Here is an 18069-nt window from a genome sequence, read left to right as displayed (position 1 = left end):
GGCCCAGACCGCCCCGCTCCAGCGTCAGGAGGAAGAGGAAGAGGCCGCCCAGACCGCCCCGCTCCAGCGCCAGGAAGAGGAAGAGGCCGCCCAGACCGCCCCGCTCCAGCGCGAGGCCGAGGAGGAAGAAGAGCCCCTCCAGACCCAGGCCCGGACGCACCGCCGCGCCCGGGTCTCGCGCCGGTTCGAGTCCGACCTGGGTGTGCTGCGTCGCTCCGGCGGCGCGCCGCTGCCCGACCCGCTGCGCTCGTTCTTCGAACCCCGCTTCGGTCGCGACTTCGGGTCCGTGCGCGTCCACACCGGGCCGAAGGCGCACGCGCTGGCCTCCGCCGTCCGCGCGCGGGCGTTCACCGTCGGCCCGCACATCGTGTTCGGCCCCGGGCAGTTCCAGCCGGGCGGGGAGGCCGGGCGGCGTCTGATCGCCCACGAACTCACCCACGTGTTGCAACAGAAGGGCGGGCTGCACCGCGTCCAGCGGGAGATCGAGACGCACGCGGCCACCGCCACGGCGGCCGCGCGGGGCCTTCAGGACCGCCCGTCGCTCGACGCCCTGCTGGCCCGCTTCGGTCTGGATGGGCCGGAGGCGGCACCCCCCGCGATCCTGACCATCGTCACGGAGCTTCTGCGCCGCACCCTGCTGGACGGGCGGCAGGCGGCCGAACTGGCGGTGTTCGACGAGGACGCGGCGACGGCCGCCGCCCTGCGCCGGACCATCGAGACGCCCGAATACCGCCTCGTGCTGGAGGCGCGCCGGACCGGCGCGACCCAGGAAACGGCGTGGAGCCTGCATCGGGTCGCGCCCGAGCAGACCCTGTTCGCCCGCCGTCAGCGGGTGCCTGGGGGCGGCGCGCCCGATCCGTCTTTGCCGCCGCTGGACGAGGCCCGCCTTGCGCTCACCCTGCCCACGGGTGCCGCCTATGCCGAGGACCCGGCCGTCGCGCCGCCGCCGCCCGCCCCCACCGAGGCCGGCACCCGACCCGCCACCGACCGCGAGGCCGCCGGGGGAATGCTGGGCGCGGATCCGCCCGTGCGCGCGTCCGCGCCTTCCCCGACCCCGCCGGTGGAGAGCGAGGCCCTCGCCGCCGTGGATGCCGGGGCCGCCGAGGCCCAGGCGGATCAGGATACCGGCGCCGATGCGGCCTCAGGCGCCCGGGCGGGCAGCGACGACCCTCAGCAGGTTCGCCCGCCCATCGACGAGGCCCCGGGCACCGAGGCCGTGCCCGACGAGCCCGAACCCGACGCGCCCGCCGATGTGCAGCGCAAGGCCGAGGCGGGCGGCGCGGGGGGGACTCTCGCCCCCGGCCTTGCCCGCGAGGTGGCGGCCGTCACCGGCGGTGGCGGGCGTCCGCTGGCGCACCCCGTCCGGCGGTTCATGGAACAGCGCCTGGGCGCCGATCTGGGCCGGGTGCGCCTCCACGACGACGCCCGCGCCCACCAGCTCGCGCGGGCGCTCCGGGCGCGGGCCTTCACGCGCGGCGAGCACATCGTCTTGCGCCAGGACAACGACACCGATCCGCAGGCGGGCGGCGGCCTGCGGCTGCTCGCCCACGAACTCTCGCACTTGCTGCAACAGCGCCGGGACGCGCTGCGGCCCCAGGGCGACCGGATCCAGCGCCAGGACGAGGACTGCCCGCCGCCCGATCCCGTGCCCGAGGTGGAGGTCGCGCCCTCGCCCGCGTCGCCCGCCGAGGACCCCGCCTTCCGCCAGGCCAAGGGCCGGGTGAAAAACCGGGCCGCCGATCAGGCCCGCCATGGCGACGGCGCGGACAAGTCCGCCGTCGCCAACGCCGCCGCCGAGGTCACGGAGGCTGAAAACCGCCTGCACGGCCAGACCGATCAGGTCGGCACCATGGACGCCCAGGCGCAGAACCCGCCGGCGTTCGACAAGCAGGCGTTCGTTCAGAAGGTGCTGGACGAGGTGGCCAAGACCGCCCCGGCGACCATGGATGCCTTCCTGAAGTGGGCCAAACAGGGCAAGGCGGCGGGCGTCAAGTCGGCGGTGACCACCGAGGTGGGCACGGCCCAGGAGAAGAGCCAGGGGCCGTTGGCGGAGGCGGCGGAGGCCGATCCCGGCCCCGGCCAGTCCCCGCGCCAGCCCGGGACCCTGACCATCGAGCCGCCGGGACCGGAGCCGGGCAGCGTGCGCGCCGACCGCGCCATGCCGCCGCAGCGGACGGACTCCGAGATCGACATGCGGGCCGACACGGTGCGCACGCAGAACATCCTCAAGGAGGCGTGCGTTACCCGGGACTTCATGGACAAGCATGACGATCCGGAATTGAAGAGCGCGGCGTCCATGCAAGATTCGGTCGAGGAGTCCGCCGCCGCCTCGCCGCAGCAGTTCCGGACCGAGGAAAAGGACATCCTGGCCAAATCCCGCGCCGGGGCCTCGGCCAAGGGCCGGGAGGGTGTGACGGGCCTGTTCGCGGACCGGGACGCCAGCTTCGGCGCCGTCGGCGACACCCAGCTTCAGACCAAGGACGAGAACCAGGCCAAGCGCGACGCCGCATCCGCCAAGATCGACACCCTGTTCAAGGCCACGCAGACCAAGGTCACGACCCGCCTGACCAAGCTGGAAACGGACGTCAACACCGCCTTCGACACCGGCGCCAACGCCGCCGTCAAGAAGTTCGAGCGGGACATGGACGCCGAGGCCAAGCGTCACAAGAAGAGCTGGCTGGAGACCCTCGCGGACTGGCTGTTCGACCCGCCGCCCAAGGAACAGAAGGACTTCTACGAGGCCGGCCGCAAGGTCTTCATCGCCGATATGCGGCTGGTCATCGAGGACGTGGCCAAGATCGTCGAGACCGGCCTTGCCGACGCCCGCAAACTGGTCGAGACGGGCAAGACCGAGGTCCAGGCCTTCATCGACGGCCTGGGTAGCGAGCTGGAGGACTTCAAGCAGCAGCAGTCCGAACAGCTCAACGACAAGTTCCGCAGCCTTGAAAGCACCATCGACCAGAAGCAGGGCGCACTCGTCAAGGGCCTCGCCCAGCGCTACGTGAAGGCGCTGGAAGCCGCCCAGGCCGCCGAGCAGCGCATCCGCGAGGCCCACAAGAACCTGCTGGAGAAGGCCGCCGACGTCTACACCGCGGTCAAGGACGCGGTGGTCGGCTGGATCGCCCAACTCTCGGCGGTGGTCGGTGGGGCTGCCCGCAAGATCATCCACGATCCGGGCAAGTTCCTGCGCAATCTGGGGGCCGGCGTCGTCCAGGGCTTCACGATGTTCATGGAGAACATCGGCGAGAACATCAAGAACGGCGTCGTCTCCTGGCTGACCGGCAATCTGGGATCGGGCGGTATTCAGGTCCCCACGTCCTTCGACGCCAAGGGCCTGATCGGATTCCTGCTCGATCTGGTCGGGCTGGGCGTGGCCAACATCAAGACCATCGCCCGCAAGGTCTTCGGCCGCACCGTGGTCGCCGCCATCGAAAAGGGCATGGCCGGGGCCGAGAAGATCAAGGCCATCTTCGACATTCTCTCGGCCGAGGGCCCGTCCGGCCTGTTCAAGTACCTTCAGGGCGAGTTCGCCCGCATGAAGGACGAGGTGATGGGCGGCATCGGCAAGGCGCTGGCCGAAAGCCTGGTGGTCGCGGGCATCAAGAAGGTGCTGGGGATCGTCTCGGGGCTGGTCAGCGGCGGGGTCGGAACCGTCGTCACCATCGTCGCCACCATCGTGGATGTGGTCCTGTGGCTGCGCGACAACGCCGCCCAGATCGCCGAGCTGGTCGGCACCATCGCCAGCATGGCCAAGGCGGTGTTCGACGGCCAGGTGGCGGCGCTGGCCTCGGCCATCAACGGGGTGCTGATCCGCCTGTTGCCGCTGGTGCTGGGCTTCGTCGGCGCGCTGGTCGGGATCGCCGGGGCCATCCGCAAGATCCAGAAGATTTTCAAGGCCATCCGCAAGCCGGCGACGAAGGCGATCACGGCCCTGTTCCGCCGCTTCAAGGCGCTGGCCGACAAGCTGCTGAAAAAGCTGCGCAAGAAGAAAGGGAAGGGGAAGGGCAAGGACAAGAAGCTCAGCCCCACCGTCGTGCGGCGCAAGCTGGTCGAGGCTCTTGAAAAACCGTCCCGTCAGGAGGATCCGGCCAAGGCGCTGGCCGAGACGCGGCAACTGGCCGCCTCGCTCAAGGCGAAGTATCAGCCGCAACTCAAGAAGGGCACGATCCGGATCACCATCCAGGACAAGACGGCCGAGGCCGTGGCCCGGGACAACGACATCGACCTGGAGGTGGCGCTCAGCCCGGGCACCCATGTCGAACGCAAGACGAAGGTCAAGCTGGTCAGCCCGATGCCCGTGTCGGTCGTCCGGTTCCTGGACAAGAGCCACAAGAGCGCGTGGTATCAGGACGAGTACCATCGCCAGCTCCGCGACCAGGAGGCCGGGATCAACGCGATTCTGGTTGAGGACTGGAAAAAGAACCGGAAAGATTTCGATAATGGTGGGCGTGACTCAAGCTCGGCCACGGAACAACGCAAGTTCCGTGAGCAGTTCGAGAAGAAGATGCTCGGCGAGGAACTGAAGGCCGCCAAGAAGGAGTTGAAGGCCCAGGGGATCCCGGCCGATCAGATCCCCGACGAGGCCCTGAAGCTGGCCGAGCAAAGGACGGCGAAGTTCATGAAGGAGAACGTGGCGCTGCACGACCCCGATCAGGTGGCCGGCGGCTCCCCCGACGCCATCAAGCGCATGGGGCTGAAGCGCATCAACAGCTCCATCGGATCGCAATGGCGGACCCGCGTGGGGATACTCGACAAGGACACGGATCAATTCCTGAAACAGAACGGCGACCCGAAAACCAATATGAACGTCAAGCTGAAGGCGGGATGATCCGCACGGCGGTCCCACAAGCCCACCCGACCCCATCACCCAGGAGCCCCAGACCATGCCCGGCCTTGCCCGGTTCCGCGACCGCTTCGGTCCCCCGACCGCCGCCCGTCCGGCCGATCCGGCCGTGTGCGAGCGCTACGCCGCGCGCCTGCCCGCCGCCCTCATCGAGGAATGGCGGGAGTCGGGGTGGGCGGCCTATGCGGACGGGCGCCTGTGGCTGGTGAACCCGGATGATTACACCGAGGCGATGGACGAATGGCTGCCCGATCTGTGCGCCGATCCGGACACCCGGCCGCTGGTGTTCGCGCGCTCGGCGTTCGGGGACCTGCTGGTGGCCCACGACGCGGACAGCACCGGACAGCTCAACGTCCACTACGGGCGCTTTGTCGATCTGGTGGCGGAGCCGGATGACTTCCTGGACCTGCTGCTGGATCTGCCCTATCTGGCGGATGCGCTGGATGGCGATCTGGCGGCCCAGGCCGTGCTGCGGGCGGGGCCGCTGGCCGCCGACGAGATGTTCGCGTTCCAGCCCGCGCTCGCCCTGGGGGGCGCCCGGCACCTGGACCACGTGGTCAAGGTGAAGATGGAGCCGCACCTGGCCATCCTGGTGCAGTTGTTCGACGCGATCACGTTTGAGTGAGGGCGGCCGAAAAACCGGATCGTCATCCTGAGCGCCCGACGGGCGCGAAGGACCTCGGGCACGGACATGGTGCCCGTCCGCGTCACCCCGCTTCCCGAGATCCTTCGCCGCCTCCGGCGGCTCAGGATGACGCGGAAAATGCGGAGACGCTCTCCACACGACACGCTGTCACCCCGCGCGGGTGACGGTGTTACTCGTGATGAACGTCCCGGCGCCCGAATAGACCGGCACCGTATCCACTGAAGACGGGTTGGACGCCGGCGCGACCACCTGCATCCGGGCCTGGAACGTGCTGCCCTTCAATAGAACGGGCCGGCCCCCGGACGTGGACATCGTGGCGACCTGATCGGGCGCAAGCCCCGTGATGGTCAGGATGCCCGCCCCCGGCTGGGGAAACGTGGGCGTGGTATAGGCGGCGGTGACCACCACGCTGACCTCGTCGCCCTGCACGCAGACCGGCAGGCCGGACACGGTCGCGCTGCCGCTGCCGGTCAGCACGCCGGCCGGGGCGACCACGATGGCCGGCGCGAACCCGGGATTGAACACGGCCTGATCGCCGCTGGTCAGGACGAAATCCATGGCGAGGGGTCCTTATCCTGATCGGCGATAAAGTCGGGTCTTCCGACCCAGGGCGCGCGGCTCCGCGGCTTCGCCGCGGCGGCTCGGATCACTCGATTTCCATGCCCGCCATCAGGGGCTTTCGGGTCCGGTAGGTCAGTTGAACCACGCCGCTGGCGTGCTTCTGGGCCCGCACCAGGGACGGGCTCAGGCGCGGCGGCGCGGCCGGGAACAGCGGCAGCCCGCGCCCCAGCCAGATGGGCATGACGAACATGTCGATCTGGTCCACCGCCGCGTGCCGCAGGAACAGCCCGATGGTGGAGGCCCCGCCCACCACCCAGGTGTCGCCGGTGTCGTGGCCGCGCGCCCGGCGGATCAGCCCGCCCACATCGCCGGTCCAGGGGGCCACGCCGTCCGGCCTGGCCTCGCCCATGGGGGTGCTGGTGACGACGTAGCAGGGCTTGCCCTGATAGGGCCAGTCGCCGAAGGCCAGCGTCTGTTCGTAGGACACCCGGCCCATGATGAGCAGGCCGACGCGTTCAAAGAACGAGGCGTAGCCGAAATCCTGGTCGTCGAACGGCGCGAGCCATTCCACACTACCGTCGGGCGTGGCCAGGAATCCGTCGAGGCTGACGGCGACATAAAGGCGAACAGGGGCGACCATCGACGCGTCCTTGCGGGAGCCGATGGGTCATTGACCCCTTTTCCTGATGCCCCGTCAAGGCGTTCCGGCCCGATCTCCCACCTTTTTGTCCACTGTGGCGCGGGGGCCCGAACCGACTCGCCCGATGCCGCGAGGGAGGGCGACGCGCGGGACAGGTCCGGGTCATCGCCGATCCGTCAACCCGCCCGGCCCATGAAGTCACGCCATGGGCCGGGCGGCCGGTGCGACTGCACCGGCGCCGCGAAGCGGCGTATGGCCGTTGTCCTGACGAGTCAGGACAACGGTCGGAGAGAATTAGGCATTCAATTCGTCAGGCGCTCCATGATGGCGGGCAGGTGGACCTGATCGCCCTTGTAGTTCCCGGTCAGGGCATACAGCACCAGGTTCACGCCGAAGCGGTACGCCATCTCCCGCTGTCGGTTGCCGCCGGGCACCGTGGCGAACAGGGCGCGGCCGGCCTCGTCCGTGGCCCAGGCCCCGGCCCAGTCGTGATAGCCCACGACCACCGACGACACGTTGTCGTGCGTCACCGGGTCGGCCTCGACCCACACCGTGTCGCCGTCCGTGCGGCCGGGGAAGCGGTCCAGAAGATAGAAGCTGCGGGTCAGCACGTGGTCCTCGGGCAGCGGACGCAGGGCGGGCACATCCACGCCCTCCAGCGTGCGCCCCGGGTCGCCGCCCTCGCGCACATCCAGCAGGATCATGCCGCCCCGGCGCAGATAGGTGTTGAGCCGCCGCCGCTCGGCCGCCGTCACCGGGGGCTGGCCGGCGGTCACCGGCCAATAGAGCAGCGGGAACACCACCAGCGGATCGCGGCGCAGGTCCACGGCCATGGGCTCGGCCAGTTCCGCCGAGGTGCGTCGCGCGAGGATGCGGGTCAGTGCCGACAGGCCGGCGGCCGAGATGCGATCCACCTCGGGATCGCCGGTCTCGACCCAGGCGAGGCGGGTTTCCAGCGCGGCGGCCAGCGCCATCGGGTCCATGGGCGTATCCTGGGCGGCGGCCGGGCCGGGCGTGAGCAGCACGAGTCCGCCCGCCAGCAGCACGCCCCCCAGCGCGCCCGCCCCCGTCGCACGCCGCCCCGGGCGCGGGCGCCAGCCCTCGGGCGAGAGCAGCCCGCGCAGGGCGAGGCCCACGATCAGGTCGATCAGCGCCAGCACCAGGGCGGCGGTCAGCAGCAGGGGCTTGAGGTCGCGCTCGGCCGCCACGGTGTCCAGGCCGGCGTCCACCACCCCGCCGGGCAGGCCCGCGAGCAGACGGGGCGTGCCCAGCGCGGCCCCCAGGTTGTAGGCGCGCCACTGGCCGTCCGACCCGTACAGGCCGGGCGGATGGGCCGGGTCCACCACCGGCGACTCCAGCAGCGCCGGCGGCAGCGGCCGGGTGCCCGGGGCCGGATCGCCCAGGCGTCCCAGCCCGTCCAGCATCTGCCGGGGCGGCAGCCCGGCGGCGACAGCCGTGCCCTCGGCCGCCGCACCCTCGGCGCCGACCACGCCCCGGCTGCCCTCCACCAGACGCTGGAGCATGTCCACGAACAGCCCGGACAGCGCCAGCGAGGACCAGCGCGGATCGGCGGTCACGTGCACCAGCACCACCCGGCCCTGGCCCAGCGGCGCGCCCGTGACCAGCGGCGTGCCGTCGGACAGCCGCGCCCAGGTGCGGGCGGACAGGTCCGGCGCGGGCTCCGCCAGCACCTGGCGGCTGACCGTGACATCGGCGGGCGGGGTCAGGCCGGCGAACGGGCCGTCGTCGGGAAACGGCGCGAGGCGGGCCGGGTCGCTCCAGGACAGCGACCCGCCCATGGCGCGCTCACCCGGACGCAGCCGCACCGGCATCAGCGCGGGATCCAGCGGCTCCAGGCGCGGCCCGGCGAAGCGGACCAGCGTGCCGCCGCGCTCCACCCAGGCGACCAGGGCGCGCACCGCCGCATCGTCCGGGCGGGCGCCGTCGGTCATCAGCAGCACGGAGAGATCGCGTTGCAGCAGGTCGCCGGGCCCGCCCTCGCGCAGGTCGGAGACCGGGGCCAGCGCCTGACGGATGTAGTGCGTCTCGTCCAGCAGGGGCACGGGGGCGCGCGCGCCCGGGGCCTCCGACACCAGCCCGACCGGGCGGCGGCGCCAGCGGTCGTCCAGCAGCACCACCGCGCCCGCCCCGGCGTGATCGGCCACGTCCAGACGCACCAGATCGGGCGCCAGTTCGGCCGGGATGTCCAGCTCGACCCGCCGGGCGGTCTCGCCCCGGGGCAGAGTGACGGGCGCGGCCGCCGCGACCCGTCCTTCGCCGTCCAGCGCCCGGACCGTGACCGTGCGTTCGGAAAGGCCGGACTCCGCCGCCGGTCGGGCCACGGTCACCGCCAGCACGGCCGCCGCCGCTTCGGGCGGGCGCAGCATCAGGGGGCCGTCGCCGGGACCGGCGCGGCGCATCTCCAGGCGGCCCAGGCGCTGCAGCCGCTCGGCCAGGGTGTCGGTGCCGGGGGCCTGCAGCCCGTCATGAATCCAGACCGCGCCGCCGTCATCGGGCAGCACGCCATCCAGACGGGAGAGCGCGGCCTCAAGGTCCTTGTCCCAGGGGCGCGGCTCCAGGGTGCGCAGGGCCGTGGCCGCATCCTCGGCGGACAGCAGGGACGGCGGCGCGGGCGCGGCGCCCGGCGCGACGGCGGCGGTGGGGACCAACATGACCGGCCGGCCCTCGCGCCCGGCCCGCGTGGTCAGGTCCAGCAGCACGGCCCGCCGCTCGTCCCAGGTGGGCGCGGCGGCCCAGGTGTCGTCCACCACCAGGACCAGCGGACCGTCGCCCCGGGTGGCGGCGTCCGGGTACAGCAGGGGACCGCTCAGGCCCAGGATCACCAGCAGCGCCAGCACCATCCGCATCAGGATCAGCCACCACGGCGTTTTCACGGAGACGTGCTGATCCGCCCGCAGCCCGAACAGCAGGCGCACGGCGGGGAAGTCCAGGCGGCGCGGCGCGGGCGGCGTGGCCCGCATCAGCCACCACAGGGCCGGCAGGGCGGCGGCGGCGAGCAGCACCCAGGGCGCGGTCAGGGCGAGCGGGCCGAGGCTGAGCATGGGGCGGTGGTCTCCCTACGGGGGCGGATGGGGGGCGTGGGCTACCACGCGCGCGGCAGGCGGCCGCCCGCGAGCGTCTGATAGAGGGTCATCAGGACCGCCGTCGGCGGCTGGTCGGTGTGATGGGTCAACAGGCGCCAGTCGGCGGAGCGGACCAGCGCCTCCAGACCGGCGCGATGGTCGCGCAGGCGCTCCACATAGGCGGCGCGCAGGTCCTCGGCGCGGTCCAGCAGCAGGGTGCCTTCCGCCTCCAGGCCCGAGAAGCGGATGCGGCCCTGGAACGGAAAGGCTTCTTCCACCGGGTCCAGGATCTGCACCAGCACCCCCTTCGCACCCCGGTCCACCAGCCCGCGCACCAGGGCGGCGGTCTCCTCCAGCGGGACCAGAAAGTCGCCGAACAGCACGACGTGACCGTGGCGCGGCAGGGTGTTTCCGGGCGGAAAGCCGTCCAACGCCGGCGGGCGTTCCAGGGCGTCCGCCAGCCGGCGCAGGGCCAGCCGGGCGCTGCCGGGCGGCTGCAGGCGGTGCGGGTCGGCGTCCAGCAGGGCGAAGCGTTCGCCGCCCCGATCCAGGATCACGGCCAGGGCCAGGGTCAGCAGCGCCGCGCGCGCACCCTTTGTCGGCAGGGTTTTCGCGCTGGCGTAGTCCATGGAGCCGGAGGCGTCGGCCCACATCCAGACGGTCTGGGCGGCCTCCCACTCCAGTTCACGCACGAACACCGGGTCGGCCCGGGCGGAGCGCCGCCAGTCGATGGACTGGGGGCGGTCGCCGGCCTCGTAGCGGCGGTACTGCCAGAAGGTCTCGCCCGTGCCCGCGCGACGGCGGCCGTGCAGGCCCTGCGCCACGGTGGCGGCGACGTGCATGGCCTCCACCAGCAGCGGCGGCAGACCGCTCGCCAGCCGCTCGCCGCGCTCGGCCAGCGGTGCGGCGTCGTCCCGGCCCCGTGCCCCGAACGGGCCCGCCCGGCCCCGGTTCAGCAGCCCCATGCGCGGTGATCCCCTGTCTGTGTGCCCGTTCGGCGCCTGATCGCCTAGAGCATGTGGTTGCGCGCCCGTGCCCTGGGGAGTCCCACGACCGCGGCAGAGGCCATTTTCACGGCGCGGGCGGTTTCGCCGGCGCGCGAAGAGGGCTAGGGTGCGCGGCGCGTTTTTTTGTGTTCGGCCCTGACTCGGACACGTCCGGGTCTGGGCCTCCGCCGCATCGCGTCGCCCCCCATCAGTGACAAGGACCACCGCCCACCATGAGACCCTCAGGCCGCCGCCCCGACCAGCTCCGCCCCATCACCCTGGAGACCGTGGGCATCAACAAGCACGCCGAGGGCGCCTGTCTGGCCCGCTTCGGCGACACCCACGTGCTGTGCACCGCCTCCGTCGAGGAGCGGGTGCCGCCGTGGCTGCGCAACACCGGCAAGGGCTGGGTGACGGCGGAATACGGCATGCTGCCGCGCTCCACCAACACCCGCACCGACCGCGAGGCCGCGCGCGGCAAGCAGTCCGGCCGCACCCAGGAGATCCAGCGCCTGATCGGACGCAGCCTGCGCGCGGTCACGGACCTGGAGGCGCTGGGCGAAGTCCAGGTGCGCGTGGACTGCGACGTGATCCAGGCCGACGGCGGCACCCGCACCGCCGCCATCACCGGCGGCTTCGTCGCGCTGGCGCTGGCCTTCCGCCGGGTGCAGGCGCGCGGCCTGATCTCGACCATCCCGCTGATCGGCCAGGTGGCGGCGATCTCCTGCGGTCTGGTGGACGGCACGCCGGTGCTGGACCTGGACTATGTGGAGGATTCGGGGGCCCAGGCGGACGCCAACTTCGTGATGACCGACTCGGGCGGCATCGTGGAGATCCAGGGCACGGCCGAGACCACGCCCTTCGCCCAGGCCGAGTTCATGGCGCTGATGGAGCTGGCGCGGGCGGGCATCACCGACCTGTGCGCGGCCCAGGCCACGGCCCTGGCCGCGACGCCGGGATAATCCGCGCCGGGCGCCGGGTTACGGATCGCCCGGCCCGGCTGTCTCCGGTGGCGGCAGAACGCGCCCGCAGAAGGGCCGGCCGACCCGCCGGTCTTTCTCGAAGGACCAAATGCGTCCGCTCACCGTCCGCCATCGGTCTGACGCGCCGAAACGCGCCTCCAGGGCGGCCGGGTCGATCCCCATGGACAGCAGGGCATCAATGGCCGCGTCGATGTTGTGATGGACGACGGGCTCGGCGAGACGCGCCTCCAGCATCGCCCACAGCACATCCTCCACCGCCGGTCGCGCGACGGGTCCCAGGCGGCAGAACGCCAGGATGGCGCCGCGTTCCGCTTCGGCCGCAACCTTGAGCTCCAGGCTGCGCGCGACCGTCACCCTCTCCACCGGCCGGTCCCGCACCTCGCGCGCCACGGCCAGCACATCCAGCAGCAGCGGAAGGACCGTCGGGCCGCTGTCCGCCAGCCGGGACAGCGCCCGGCCCGCCTTTGGATAGGCCATCGGATCGCGGGCGATGGTTTCCAGTCGGTCGCGCGCCCCCTCCGCTTCGCCCGGCGGCAGGGCCACGAAGGCGTCGGCGATCTGGGGCGTCACATAGTCCACGCCGGGGGTCCGCACCAGCCGGTCGGCCATGGCCCGCACCAGCGACGGCGGCACTTGGTCGCGCATGTGGATGACCTCCGACAGACCCATGAAATTGTCCATGCGGTCGTCGTTGACCGCCAGTTCGATCAGGGCGAGATCGTCGTCCGTGGCCGGCGCGTCGGCGGGCCACAGGGAGTCCAGAAACTCGTTCATCAGGACGTGGGCGTGGGTCTTGTCCGGCCCAGGCCGGGGCAGGCCGGCGCGGATCGTGGCCCTGAGGTCCATGGGCTCGGGCGCGGACAGCCGGACCGCGTCGCCGAAGACCTGTTCGTCCGGGCGTTGGAAGCCATCCTCTTCGTCGAAGGTGTCATTGGCGGTTTCACGGCGGATCACGGCGAGGCCTTCGGGCAGGCTTGTGCCGCCAAAGTGGATCATGAAGGGCGTGCTCAGCCGTTTGGCGATGACGGCGGTGCGGCGGTACAGGCGCTCCGCCTCAGGCTCGAGGCCGCGTCGGATCTCGATGCGCTTCAGGCGGATGGCCTGCGCCCAGGGCCAGGACCGCCAGTCGTCGTCGTGGTCGAACACCCGCGTCCGCTCATAGACCAGGGTCGCCCGATCCACCGGGGTAGGAGCCTCGACCAGGCAGTCCCCGGCCGCGATGCGCGCCGCCACGGCGGGCAGCGCGCCGGGCACCGGCGGACAGGCCTCGCGCCGCTCGATGAAGAAGCCGGGCGCGGTCTCGTCCTCCCGGTCCGGCGGCAGCATCAGGACACGCGGCGCCGCGCCGCTGTACAGCAGGCGCTGGCACAGCGGCCCGCAGGGATGCTTGCGTCCCTGGGTGAAAACCGGCGCCAGCCGCACCAGAACGGGTCCATCCACCGCCACCGGCTCACCAGGGCGGACATCGCCGGCCGTCCAGGCCGCGACCGCGCGGTCCGTCTGCTGGTTGGCGGACCACGGCACGCCGAAGGCGACCGCCAGCGCCGCCAGCACCCCGATCCCCCAGCGCAAGCGGCCGAGCGGCCACGACACCAGAGCCCCCGCGAGGATGATGGCCACATAGAAGGCGATGACCGGCAGCAGGCCCCAGGCGGCAAACCACGCCATGCCCAGCGGGCCGAGAGCGAACCCCAGCAGCACCATCTCCGGCCAGATGGCCGCGACGATCCCCAGCAGGATCACGACCAGCAGCCCAACCATGCACCCGCTTTTACGTTTTGGTCTCATGCGGTCGCTTCAGTTCGGGCGGGCTGCGGATCAGAACTGCAGGCGCAGGCCGATGGCCATGCCGTGGTCGCCGGTGGACGCCTCGTCTCCCGAGGCCCCGCCGCCGGCGGCGCCCAGGCCCAGGGCCGCGCCGTGGTCCAGCGGGCCGTTGGCCTGCTGGCCGGTGTAGCGATAGGCGAAGCCCAGGCTGAGCCCGCCGCCCAGGGTCACATCCGATCCGGCGGTGGCCCCCCAGGTCATCCCGGTGCCGCTCATGGGGCTCACGGCGACGGCGCGGCCGGCCTCGTCGCGGCGCAGGCTGGCGGGCGTGTTCACGTGACCCACCGAGACATCGGCGCCCAGATACGGCCGCAGGCCCTTGATCCGCAGGCCCGTGGCCGCGTTCAGATCGACGAAGGCGGACAGGCTGCCGACGATGCGCTCGGTGCCCAGATAGGTCCCGGTGCCGGACCTGAGGGTGGCGCTGGACACACCCAGTCCGCTGCCGGCGGGGCGGGGGTCCGCCTCGATGGCGAGACCGGCGCCCAGGCTCAGCCAGCCCTCATGGCCGAAGCTCAGGCCCAAGGCAGGACGGGGGGCATGACGGGGGGCGGAGTCGGTGGCGCGGTCCAGCCCGCCGCCCCGACTGAGGCAGCCGATCAGCGGGCTTTCGCCGGCGCCGAGTCCCAGGCAGGGCGCCCGGACCGCTCCGGGTTCGGTGGCCGTGCCCGAGTCGAAGCCGGTGACCAGCCGCAGGCCGCCCGAAAGCGCCGGATCCGGGGCCGACTCCTCGGCCCGCGCCGGCAGGGCCACGGCCAGCGCCACCAAAAGAGTCGCGAGCGCCGCTCCCGAGGAAACGGGCCTGAAACGCCGCCTGAATCGCGTGTGTGTCGTCATGGGTCCGCCATCCGGTGGCCGACCGTCCGGACGCGCCCTGGCGGTCCGACGGTGCTGAAGCCCCCACCCATCTGAACTATAGGATGGTCCGCCCGCCGCAACAACGACGCCGCACACAAATCGTGATCGACACGGGCGCGGAACCGACTGTTTCGGGGGCGGCGAACACGCGACCGCCCCGGCCCTTGCACCGGGCCGGCCGGGTCGATATAAGAGCGCCTTCTCGCGCAGGAGACCGCACCATGAAAGCCGATATCCATCCCGAATACAAGGAACTGACCGTCGTGATGACCGACGGGACCGAGTTCACCACCCGCTCGACCTACCACGGCGGCAGCATCAAGCTGGACATCGACCCGAAGAGCCACCCGGCCTGGACCGGCGTGCAGCGCCTGGTTGATACCGGCGGCCAGGTGGCGAAGTTCAACAAGCGCTTCGCCGGCTTCGGCATCAAGTAGGCCGGGCGGCGTCCGCCGCCGGACCGGCGCCCGCTCATGCGCCCCGTCCGCCTGCTCGCCCTGACCTGCGCCCTGTTGGCCGCCCCGGAGACCATGCCGGGGCGGTCGCTGGCGTTTGCCCAGACGATGGACTCGCCGACGGCGGAGCCGCTGCCGGCCGGCGGGCGCGAGACCCTGGATTTCGACCCGCCGCCGGGCTGGGTCGAGGTGTTCCGCGATGACCGCCCCCGCAGCGGGGTGGTGCATCTGGTGCCGCCGGACCAGAGCGGCGCGGACTGGCGCGACATGGTCACCGTGCAGGTCCTCAAGACGCCCGAGCCGCCCGCGCTGGAGGCCCTGCATGCGCGTGCCCGCGCGCGCTACGAGGCCGCCTGCGACGCGGTGCGGGGCGGCGGGCTTCAGACCGGCGAGACCAACGGGCTGGACACCGGCTTCTGGACCCTGGCCTGCGGCACCAACCGCGACTCCGGGCTGGGCGAGACCGCGTTCTTCAAGGCCATGCGCGGGGTGGAGGGCGTCTATCTGGTGCAGCGCGCCTGGCGCACGGACCCCTTCGACCCGGACCAGGGCCCCGCGCTCACGGCCGAGCAGCAGCGCGCCGCCATCGACCGTCTGGCCACCGCCGTCGTCTGCGTGCCCGACAGCGCGGCGTATCCGTGCCCGTGAGCGTCACACCGGCCGACACAAAGGTTGATCTTTGTGTCGGCCGGCCGGCGCGACCGCGCCGGCGCGGCGAAGCCGCGGAGCCGCGCGCCCCGAAGGGGCGCTGCGGCGAAAAAACAACGACTCTCCGGTACCAGTTCTCCGCAGTGGCCCCGGGTCGGCCGAGTCACAACCAATCATCGGCCGGGCTCAGTCCTCGGGCTCCCGATCCCGGTCGAAACGCTGCGCGAGCGGAAACGGCGGCAGCCAGGATTCGCGGCGGATGGTCCACAGTTCGTAGGTCGCCTTGAACGGGTCGGGCGCGTCCAGGGCGCCCAGGTGCACCTCGATTTCGCCGCCGCCGTGGGCGAAGACCGACGACCCGCAGATCGGGCAGAAGCACCGCCCGTTGTAGTCGCGCGTCTCGCCCTCGATGGTCACCGCGTCCGGCGGGTACATCGCGGCGGCGTAGAACAGCGCCCCGTGGTGCTTACGGCAGTCCAGGCAGTGACACAGGCCGACGCTGTTCGGCGGGCCGACGGCCGTGAGCCGGACCGCGCCGCACAGACAGCCCCCGGTGACGTGGTCCATCGTGACGGTCTCCAGGCCGCGCGCCGGGACGATCACCCGGCCGTGCGGGCCGCCGTCTGGCGCGCGCGGGCGCGGGCCCAGGCGATCAGGGCGGCCGCCGACAGGTTCATCATCAGCGCGTACAGGATCGCGGGCACCACCATTTCCGGCAGGCCCAGCAGGGTGGTGGCGATGAAGATCGCCAGGGCCACGTTCTGCAGGCCCGCTTCCATGGAGATCGCCACCGTATCCGCCAGATCCAGCCGCAGCAGCCGCGCCGTCAGCAGGCCCAGCGCCATGGTGCCCAGGTTCAGCGCCAGCACATAGGGGCCCAGGTCCGCGACATGGGCCGCCATGGTTTCGCGCTGGCCGACGAAGGCCCCGATGACGATCAGGGCGAAAATGCCCGTGGCGAGCCCCCGCGCGGCGGGCCGCACGGCCTCGCTGAAGCGCGGGGCGACGCGGTTCAGCAGCATGCCCAGGGCGATCGGCACCCCGGTCACCCCGAACACCCCACCCAGGATCTGGCCCAGGGGGACGTGAACCGCCTCGGCCTCGCCCAGCAGCAGGCCCTGGCTCAGCCCCAGGATCAGGGGCACGCTGACGATACCCACCAGACTGGAGATCGCCGTCATGGAGATCGACAGCGCCGCCGTGCCGCCGCCCAGCACGGTCAGCAGGTTCGACGTGATGCCGCCCGGGCAGGCGGCCAGCGCCATGATGCCGAGCGCGAACACGGGCTCGCCGCTGTAGACGGCGACCAGCCCCGCCGCCACCAGCGGCAGCAGCACGAGCTGGTTGGCCAGCCCCGCGCCCAGCGCCAGCGGCTGGCGGAAGACACGGGTAAAGTCGGCCACGCGCAGCCCGAGGCCGATGGACAGCATGATGAAGGCCAGGCCAATCGGCAGCAGGGTATTGATCATCGGTCGGACGCCTTGCCTTTCTGGCGGGGAACACAGGGGGAGAGACCGGGCGCGCCGGGCGAACTCCGGTCAGGACGACAGGGTGTGCAGCGCCTCCCAGGCGGATCGGAGCCAGTGGGCGGACTCCGGATCGAAGCAGACGAAGCGGACCCGCTCGATGCGGTCATCCGTCTCCAGCGCGCGGGCCACGGACAGGATCGCGACCCGGGCGGCCCGGTCCTGCGGATAGCCGTAGGCGCCGGTGGAGATCGCCGGAAAGGCCACGGAGCGCGCGCCCGCCTCGGCGGCGGCGCGGAGAGAATTGACGTAGCAGGCCCCCAGCAGCCGGTCGGCGTCGTCCGGGTCCAGGGCGTCGTACACCGGGCCGACGGTATGCACCACCCAGCGGGCCGCCAGCTCGAACCCGCCGGTGACTTTGGCGTGGCCCGGCATGCAGCCGCCGAGCGCGCGGCAGGCCTCCAGCAGTTCCGGTCCGGCGGCGCGGTGAATGGCGCCGTCCACGCCGCCCCCGCCCAGCAGGGTCTCGTTGGCGGCATTCACGATGGCATCGGTCGTCTCGGCGGTGATGTCGCCCTCGACCACCTCCATCCGGTCCAGAATCGCCGGGTCCATGCCCCCTCCCTTGCGTTGTGTCATGTCTCAACGGCATCGGGCGATGCCCGTTGACGTCCGTGGCCGGCCCTCTCCCCCACCCGGCCACCCAACGCCAGTATCCTATGGGTGGCCGGGTGGGGGAGCGGGCCGGCGCCGCCGAAGGTTCAAGCCAACGGCATCGGACGACGACCGTTGACATCCGTGGCCGGCCACCATAGCGGGGATGGCGCGGCCGTCCAAGCGCGGCCGGGCGCCGACGTGGCAATTCCCCTCTTGCTTGGGGCGGGTATCCTGGCTATCCTTCATACATAGATAAAATAGCGCCTTGTAAACACCTGCCACACATAGATTTTGTTCCAACGGCATGCGACAGTGTCCGTTGACGTCCGTGACCGGGTGGGGATGCGGGCGGATCCAGTTTGGCGGACGGGTCGGATGCGTCCGCCGCTTGGTTCATGACAAGGACGCCGGACCGG

14 protein-coding genes are annotated in these 18069 nt (G+C 71.9%); 5 read left to right on the top strand and 9 right to left on the bottom strand.

Features of this window, described 5'->3' with window-relative positions; all coding sequences use genetic code 11:
* Both GHC57_RS12515 and GHC57_RS12510 read left to right on the top strand, forming a co-directional pair.
* Window positions 1–4828, top strand: a 4828-nt coding sequence (locus GHC57_RS12515) for an eCIS core domain-containing protein (protein ID WP_153344727.1), incomplete at its 5' end; no start/stop codon positions are given.
* A gap of 55 nt (window positions 4829–4883) precedes the next feature.
* Window positions 4884–5468 (top strand): GAD-like domain-containing protein, encoded by a 585-nt coding sequence (locus GHC57_RS12510; RefSeq protein WP_153344725.1) that lies wholly within the window; start codon window positions 4884–4886, stop codon window positions 5466–5468.
* A 168-nt stretch (window positions 5469–5636) separates the two neighbouring features.
* Here GHC57_RS12510 and GHC57_RS12505 read toward each other — a convergent pair whose 3' ends face one another.
* The 4 genes from GHC57_RS12505 to GHC57_RS12490 all read right to left on the bottom strand — a co-directional run bounded on the left by GHC57_RS12505 (window position 5637) and on the right by GHC57_RS12490 (window position 10738).
* The gene (locus GHC57_RS12505) at window positions 5637–6047 is read right to left on the bottom strand and encodes a hypothetical protein (RefSeq protein ID WP_153344723.1); all 411 of its coding nucleotides are present in this window, start codon (window positions 6045–6047) and stop codon (window positions 5637–5639) included.
* 88 nt (window positions 6048–6135) lie between these two features.
* A complete protein-coding gene (locus GHC57_RS12500; protein ID WP_153344721.1) occupies window positions 6136–6690 on the bottom strand; it encodes a dihydrofolate reductase family protein in 555 nt (184 codons plus the stop codon).
* 302 nt (window positions 6691–6992) lie between these two features.
* Window positions 6993–9752: a DUF4159 domain-containing protein gene (locus GHC57_RS12495; RefSeq protein ID WP_153344719.1), complete on the bottom strand. Its 2760-nt coding sequence runs from the start codon at window positions 9750–9752 to the stop codon at window positions 6993–6995.
* A gap of 41 nt (window positions 9753–9793) precedes the next feature.
* On the bottom strand, window positions 9794–10738 hold the full coding sequence (locus tag GHC57_RS12490; protein ID WP_153344717.1) for a DUF58 domain-containing protein: 945 nt from the start codon (window positions 10736–10738) through the stop codon (window positions 9794–9796).
* Between the two features lie 254 nt (window positions 10739–10992).
* Between GHC57_RS12490 and rph the strand changes: the two genes are divergently transcribed.
* A complete protein-coding gene (rph, locus tag GHC57_RS12485; protein WP_153344715.1) occupies window positions 10993–11721 on the top strand; it encodes a ribonuclease PH in 729 nt (242 codons plus the stop codon).
* A gap of 18 nt (window positions 11722–11739) precedes the next feature.
* Here rph and GHC57_RS12480 read toward each other — a convergent pair whose 3' ends face one another.
* Window positions 11740–13503 (bottom strand): YoaK family protein, encoded by a 1764-nt coding sequence (locus GHC57_RS12480; protein WP_153344713.1) that lies wholly within the window; start codon window positions 13501–13503, stop codon window positions 11740–11742.
* Window positions 13504–13560: 57 nt separating this feature from the next.
* Complete coding sequence (locus GHC57_RS12475; RefSeq protein WP_153344711.1) at window positions 13561–14334, bottom strand: hypothetical protein; 774 nt, start codon at window positions 14332–14334, stop codon at window positions 13561–13563.
* A 314-nt stretch (window positions 14335–14648) separates the two neighbouring features.
* Here GHC57_RS12475 and rpmE point away from each other — a divergent pair, with 314 nt between their 5' ends.
* On the top strand, window positions 14649–14864 hold the full coding sequence (gene rpmE / locus GHC57_RS12470) for a 50S ribosomal protein L31 (RefSeq protein ID WP_153344709.1): 216 nt from the start codon (window positions 14649–14651) through the stop codon (window positions 14862–14864).
* Between the two features lie 36 nt (window positions 14865–14900).
* Window positions 14901–15530: a hypothetical protein gene (locus tag GHC57_RS12465; RefSeq protein ID WP_153344707.1), complete on the top strand. Its 630-nt coding sequence runs from the start codon at window positions 14901–14903 to the stop codon at window positions 15528–15530.
* A 186-nt stretch (window positions 15531–15716) separates the two neighbouring features.
* Here the strand turns inward: GHC57_RS12465 and GHC57_RS12460 are convergent, their stop codons facing one another.
* The 3 genes from GHC57_RS12460 to GHC57_RS12450 form a co-directional block, all read right to left on the bottom strand.
* Entirely contained in the window at window positions 15717–16097 is a 381-nt protein-coding gene (locus tag GHC57_RS12460; protein ID WP_153344705.1) for a GFA family protein, read from the bottom strand.
* A gap of 32 nt (window positions 16098–16129) precedes the next feature.
* On the bottom strand, window positions 16130–16999 hold the full coding sequence (locus tag GHC57_RS12455; RefSeq protein ID WP_153344703.1) for a bile acid:sodium symporter family protein: 870 nt from the start codon (window positions 16997–16999) through the stop codon (window positions 16130–16132).
* A 69-nt stretch (window positions 17000–17068) separates the two neighbouring features.
* Entirely contained in the window at window positions 17069–17611 is a 543-nt protein-coding gene (locus GHC57_RS12450; RefSeq protein ID WP_211369185.1) for an O-acetyl-ADP-ribose deacetylase, read from the bottom strand.
* Window positions 17612–18069 lie beyond the last annotated feature (458 nt).

The organism is Roseospira navarrensis, from assembly GCF_009601025.1.
Classification (GTDB): Bacteria; Pseudomonadota; Alphaproteobacteria; order Rhodospirillales; family Rhodospirillaceae; genus Rhodospira; species Rhodospira navarrensis.
Note: the sequence above shows the minus strand (reverse complement) of the source record. Positions and strands in the feature narration are given on the sequence as shown.